The organism is Vibrio sp. D401a (genome assembly GCF_030248515.1).
Classification (GTDB): Bacteria; Pseudomonadota; Gammaproteobacteria; order Enterobacterales; family Vibrionaceae; genus Vibrio; species Vibrio rotiferianus.
The window spans coordinates 1-5,632 of the sequence record NZ_JAHGAI010000023.1 but is presented as its reverse complement, the minus strand read 5'-3'; the positions used below and the strand labels follow the sequence as shown (position 1 = coordinate 5,632).

Genomic DNA, 5,632 nt, shown 5'->3' with positions numbered 1-5,632 from the left:
TTCTCGCTTCTCGCTTCCTTACACCACCTTGATTATGTCTATAATTTGCTTAGATGTGCGGCGAATTGGTTTGCTATGAGTAAAGTGCGTCGCAGAAACATGAAATCAATACCTTAGTGATTTACACTAGCGCCAAGTTTGCGCGTTTGAGCACAATGAGAACCCTATTTCTTGTTTGCTGAGCGTGTAATGCAGTGGACCCCAGACGATAAAAAGGTAAAACAATGAAGCAACGCCTGATTGTAAAAACCGCTTTGAGCGCAGCTATCTTGGCAACTCTTGCCGGATGTGCCACGCAACCAGCACACGAATGGAATGAAGACACAACTTACAAACTGACCGTACTGCACACCAATGACCACCACGGTCGTTTTTGGCAAAACAAGTACGGTGAGTACGGCATGGCGGCACGTAAGACGCTGATTGATGAACTGCGTGCAGAGATTCAAGCCGAAGGCGGTAGCGTGCTTCTACTATCAGGTGGTGATATCAACACTGGTGTTCCTGAGTCTGACTTACAAGATGCTGAGCCTGATTTCAAAGGCATGAGTAAGATTGGTTACGACGCAATGGCGCTGGGTAACCACGAATTCGATAACCCACTGGAAGTGTTGTTCAAACAGCAAGAGTGGGCAAACTTCCCGATGCTGTCTGCCAACATTTACGGCAAAGAAACCGGCAAGCGATTGTTTCAACCTTATGCCATGTTCAACAAGCAAGGCATCAAGATTGCAGTGATTGGCCTTACGACAGAAGACACGGCAAAACTGGGTAACCCAGAGTACATCGGCGAGGTTGATTTCCGCGACCCGAAAGAAGAAGCGAAAAAGCTGATTGCTGAACTAAAGCAAACTGAAAAGCCAGATCTTATTTTTGCAGTGACACACATGGGTCACTATGAAAACGGCAACCGTGGTGTAAATGCTCCCGGTGACGTGGCGTTGGCTCGCTACCTAAATGAAGGTGATTTGGACATGATTGTGGGTGGTCACTCACAAGAGCCTGTTTGCATGGAAGGCCCTAACGTCATTAAGAAGAACTTTAAGCCGGGTGATGAATGTAAGCCAGATGAGCAAAACGGTACTTACATTGTGCAAGCGTACGAGTGGGGTAAATACGTTGGTCGTGCTGATTACGAGTTCCGCAACGGCGAACTGTCGATGGTGAGCTACGATCTGATTCCGGTTAACTTGAAGAAGAAAATCAAAGTGAACGGCGAGTCTCAACGTGTCTTGGTTCAAGATGAAATTGCACAAGACTCAGCAATGCTGGATTTCCTTCGCCCTTACCAAGAAAAAGGTCAGGGCCAGTTGAATGTAAAAATTGCCGAATCTAACGGTAAGCTAGAAGGTGACCGCAACGTCGTTCGTTTCCAACAAACTAACCTTGGTCGTTTGATTGCAACAGCCCACATGGAGCGCGCTAAAGCGGACTTCGCTGTGATGAACTCAGGCGGTGTGCGTGATTCGATTGAAGCAGGCGACATCACATACAAAGACGTGCTGACGGTTCAGCCATTTGGCAACATGGTGTCTTACGTCGATATGTCGGGTAAAGAAGTACTCGATTACTTAAACGTTGTGGCGACAAAGCCAGTTGACTCAGGTGCTTACGCTCAGTTTGCAGGTATTACCATGACGGTTGAAAATGGCAAAGTATCGAATGTTTTCATCGGTGAAAAACAACTTCGCTTAGATGGTCAATACCGCTTTACTGTACCAAGCTACAATGCGTCAGGTGGTGATGGTTACCCGAAAGTGAATACTCATCCGGGTTACGTCAACACGGGCTTTACGGATGCAGAGGTACTGAAAGAGTTCTTGGAGTCACACAGTCCAATTGACGTAAATGAGTACGCGACTTCTGGTGACATCGTTTACAAGTAAAAAGCGATTGACTCAAAGTCGCTGATACCATTAACTTAAAGCGCTGCCCCTCACTAGGTGCAGCGTTTTTTGTTTTATAAGGAGAATCTTGATGACTCCGGCCATTAATCTTGCGAAAAAGAAAAAAGTTACACACACCATTCACCAATACGAGCACGATCCAAGAGCAGACAGCTATGGATTAGAAGCGGCTGAGGTATTGGGACAAGATCCAAAGAAAGTATTCAAAACCTTGTTGTTCTGTTTGAACGGCGAGCCAAAGAACCTTGCGGTTGCGATTATCCCAGTTGATCAAAAGCTGAACCTAAAACTGGCGGCGAAAGCAGCGAAGGGCAAAAAGGCCGATATGGCCGATCCCGAAATCGCGCAAAAGACCACAGGGTATGTTGTTGGTGGGATTAGCCCATTAGGGCAGAAGAAAGCGCTGCCGACTTTTTTGCACGAAAGCGCAACAGAGCAAGACACAATCTGTGTGAGTGCAGGTAAACGTGGTTTAGAAATCGAGTTAGCACCGAAAGATTTATTGAGCTTAACTCGTGGTCAGTTTGCCCCTCTTTGTCTGTAAAGACATGACAAATAAAAAGGACGCCCATGAGCGTCCTTTTTTGATCTTGCCAGTCAGTGAAGCGTTACTTCTTCAGACTCAATGTACCACCAGTGCGTTTAGCTGGTTTGCTTGGCTTCGCGGCATTTGGATTCATGTAATGCTGCTTAGGCTTACTCGGTGATTGAGGTTTGTTTGCTGAGTGCGTATTGCTCGATGCATCTGGCTTACGGTGCGATTTACCATGCTCGCCTTGCGGTCTGCTGCGTTCACCTTGTGGTTTCGCTTTGTAATGCTCTTTTGCTGGACGTCCGCCTTCATCATCACGCTGACGACGCTGTTGGCCTTTCTTCGAGTTCGGTGCATGGCGGAACTCATCTGCGTTGTTGCCTCGGAAAGTACGTGTTTTCTGGTTGCGGCGCGCCGTTGAACCTTGGTTCTCTTCACGGCTATCGTACAGTTTCGCGTCGGTCGCTTTACGAATGTTGCGGCCTCTAGAATCTGTTTTTGATGCTTCTTCTGTGCCCACAGAGCCTTCACACATTGCTAAGATCTCTGCCACTTCGTCGTCACTTAGGTAACGCCACTTACCGTTAGGAATGCCATCAAGTGAGATGTTCATAATACGTACGCGACGCAGTTTGAAAACTTCGTAGCCTAGCGCTTCACACATACGACGGATCTGACGGTTCAAACCTTGAGTCAGTACGATACGGAAAGAGAATTTGGTTTCTTTCTCTACTTTACAAGGCAGAGTAACCGTATCAAGGATCTTCACGCCGCTCGACATCTGCTTAAGGAATTCACCGGTGATTGGCTTATCAACGCGTACAACGTATTCTTTCTCGTGGTTGTTACCGGCACGAAGGATCTTGTTTACGATGTCGCCATCGTTAGTAAGGAAGATCAAACCATCGGAAGGTTTATCCAGACGACCGATAGGGAAGATACGCTTTTTGTGACCGATGAAATCAACGATGTTGCCCGGAATATCACGCTCAGTAGTACAAGTGATACCGGTTGGTTTGTTCAACGCGATGTAAATTGGTTTTTCTTTCGCTGCAACAGGGTTGCCATCCACGCACACATCATCGCCTGGCAGTACTTTGGTGCCCATCTCTGGTTGTTGACCATTAATAGTGACGCGGCCTTGCTCGATAAGGCGGTCTGCTTCACGACGCGAGCAGAAGCCCGTTTCGCTGATGTATTTGTTTAAGCGTTTTGCGTTGTCTTGTGACATGTAAGTCTCCTAACGTTTCACAACGGCGGTTAATTGAAGTGCCTGCTGCTAATTAAAAGCAGCAAGGCGAGATAAGGTCGGGCATTCTAGCACCGAGAATCCGGTTAGCCTAAACGTTTTTGATGACGTTCACGGGTCTCCATTTTCTTTTCAGCACTCTTTCTTAATAGAACGTACACAGCACCACTGCCACCGTGGAATCGTTGAGCACTGTGAACACATTGCACTTCTCGGATCTGTTGCAACCAACTCGCGACAAAACTCTTCATTAATGCTGGTGGATTTGAACGTTCGCCACGGCCATGCACGATGACGACCGTTCGGATGTCCATCTCAATACATTGCTTGAGGAATTTAACGACTTCGTCGCGCGCTTCTTTTAGCGTTTTACGGTGCAGATCAAGTCGAGCTTGAATCGGGTACTTACCAAGGCGCAGCTTGCGGTATACGCCATCTTGTACACCATCGCGTTTGAACTCGATAAAGTCATCGGGTTTGAGCATTTCTGCATGGTCAATCGACAAGTACTCGGGATTATCTTGAGTGAGCCAAATTGCAGCTTCGCGTTTCGCTAATTGAGCACCCGTTACTTGATGCACTTTTTTATGCTCTGCAGTGTCGTGGTCGATAGGCTTTACATCGCCCATCATCTGTTGGAACAGATCAAAATCGTCGTCTTGAGACATAACGGCAATCTCATAAAGAACAAGGTCGGAATAGTAAGATTATATCAAGGAGTGGTGCATTGAGATCAAATAAAAAACCGGAGCAGGCAAATAACCAACTCCGGTGCAAAGCGTTTCTAGAGCTAAGCGAGATCTAGTGAGGAGATTTGTCGTTCATAATCTTGTAAATGAAGAAACCGCCGTAAAATAGCATCAGACCAATTGCCCCAAAGATTACTATCATTGACGATAGCCCCACCGCATTACCAAATAGGAGATCAAGCCAAAAGTCCATATGTTTCCTCCAAGATATTTCCGACATGGATAACGTTAATGGGTGGTGTTTTTTTGCACACTGATCTGGATCAATTATGTTGCCAAGGTTAATAAACTGTGTTTTATTGTGGGTTCTTAGTCACATTTTACGTGCTAGTGTTTAGTAAATAATCAAACGAATTAAGACATTACGTTTTTTTTGAAAAAGCACTTGCGTCTCTGCGGAGAATCCGTAATATACGCATCCGTTGACGGGGATAAGTCCTCAGTTAAACATCTCGGTGAATAGCGCAGCTTGGTAGCGCATCTGGTTTGGGACCAGAGGGTCGGGGGTTCGAATCCCTCTTCACCGACCATATTGAGAAAAAGGCTCTACAGAAATGTAGAGCCTTTTTCGTATTTGGTGATATTTATTTGGAACCAGAGGGGCGGGGTCTGGAATGCCAGTCCAATCGAATCCCTCTTCACCGACCATATTTAGAAAGCCTGCTCAATGAGCAGGCTTTCGTCGTTTCCACGGTCGCAAATTTGGCTTTGATAGTATCGAACCAAATGGGGTTCGCCTGAAGTTAGAATATGGCTCTTCACTGACCGTATTAGAGAAAGCCGTAGCAGAATTGCTACGGCTTTTTTGCGTTTTACGGCTTTTTGAATCGAGAGCGCTTCGCTTCGGGAACAGACTCTGCCCTTCGAGATGCGAGAGAAGGAACGCTTTGAGGCAAATCAGCTTTCATCAACTGGTAAATGAAAACGTAAGAGATCCCCAACTCGCTCGTCCCTCGCTCTTGAGGATGACGAATAAAAAGCACTGAATTCAAAGGCGTCATTCCCGAAAGCGACGAAGGAGCGCAGTCGGGAACCTCTCAGTTAGTAACGCTACGCTCCGAGAGTCGGGTGCGTTTCGCTTTTGGAATCGAGAGGTACTCGTTGAGAGTATAGAGAAAAGGTATTTTTATTAAGAAGGTGTTGACGGAACTTGCTCCTAGAAAAGCAAAATAAAGTCGAATCCCGAATCCCGAAT

Annotated in this window: 5 protein-coding genes and 1 tRNA gene; 3 read left to right on the top strand and 3 right to left on the bottom strand. The window is 46.4% G+C overall.

Annotated features, from left to right (window positions below; genetic code table 11):
- Positions 1-224 precede the first annotated feature (224 nt).
- A complete protein-coding gene (ushA, locus tag KIV41_RS11530; protein ID WP_285336434.1) occupies positions 225-1,886 on the top strand; it encodes a bifunctional UDP-sugar hydrolase/5'-nucleotidase UshA in 1,662 nt (553 codons plus the stop codon).
- 91 nt (positions 1,887-1,977) lie between these two features.
- Positions 1,978-2,451 carry a Cys-tRNA(Pro) deacylase gene (gene ybaK / locus KIV41_RS11525; protein ID WP_005438610.1) on the top strand — a complete coding sequence of 158 codons (474 nt, stop codon included), beginning with the start codon at positions 1,978-1,980 and terminating at the stop codon, positions 2,449-2,451.
- Between the two features lie 64 nt (positions 2,452-2,515).
- Here ybaK and rluF read toward each other — a convergent pair whose 3' ends face one another.
- From rluF to KIV41_RS11510, 3 genes are all read right to left on the bottom strand, one after another.
- Positions 2,516-3,670 (bottom strand): 23S rRNA pseudouridine(2604) synthase RluF, encoded by a 1,155-nt coding sequence (gene rluF / locus KIV41_RS11520; RefSeq protein ID WP_005438611.1) that lies wholly within the window; start codon positions 3,668-3,670, stop codon positions 2,516-2,518.
- Positions 3,671-3,774: 104 nt separating this feature from the next.
- The gene (gene smrA / locus KIV41_RS11515) at positions 3,775-4,356 is read right to left on the bottom strand and encodes a DNA endonuclease SmrA (protein WP_285336433.1); all 582 of its coding nucleotides are present in this window, start codon (positions 4,354-4,356) and stop codon (positions 3,775-3,777) included.
- Positions 4,357-4,489: 133 nt separating this feature from the next.
- Positions 4,490-4,630: a DUF3149 domain-containing protein gene (locus tag KIV41_RS11510; protein ID WP_005382236.1), complete on the bottom strand. Its 141-nt coding sequence runs from the start codon at positions 4,628-4,630 to the stop codon at positions 4,490-4,492.
- 260 nt (positions 4,631-4,890) lie between these two features.
- On the opposite strand from KIV41_RS11510, the gene KIV41_RS11505 reads away from it, so the two are divergent.
- Positions 4,891-4,967: transfer RNA gene (locus tag KIV41_RS11505), tRNA-Pro, on the top strand.
- Positions 4,968-5,632 lie beyond the last annotated feature (665 nt).

Bases quoted from the DNA above. Each gene is read 5' to 3' on its own strand.
- ybaK (WP_005438610.1), top strand. From the start codon at position 1,978: ATGACTCCGGCCATTAATCTTGCGAAAAAGAAAAAAGTTACACACACC.
- ushA (WP_285336434.1), top strand. From the start codon at position 225: ATGAAGCAACGCCTGATTGTAAAAACCGCTTTGAGCGCAGCTATCTTG.
- rluF (WP_005438611.1), bottom strand. From the start codon at position 3,670: ATGTCACAAGACAACGCAAAACGCTTAAACAAATACATCAGCGAAACG.
- KIV41_RS11510 (WP_005382236.1), bottom strand. From the start codon at position 4,630: ATGGACTTTTGGCTTGATCTCCTATTTGGTAATGCGGTGGGGCTATCG.
- smrA (WP_285336433.1), bottom strand. From the start codon at position 4,356: ATGTCTCAAGACGACGATTTTGATCTGTTCCAACAGATGATGGGCGAT.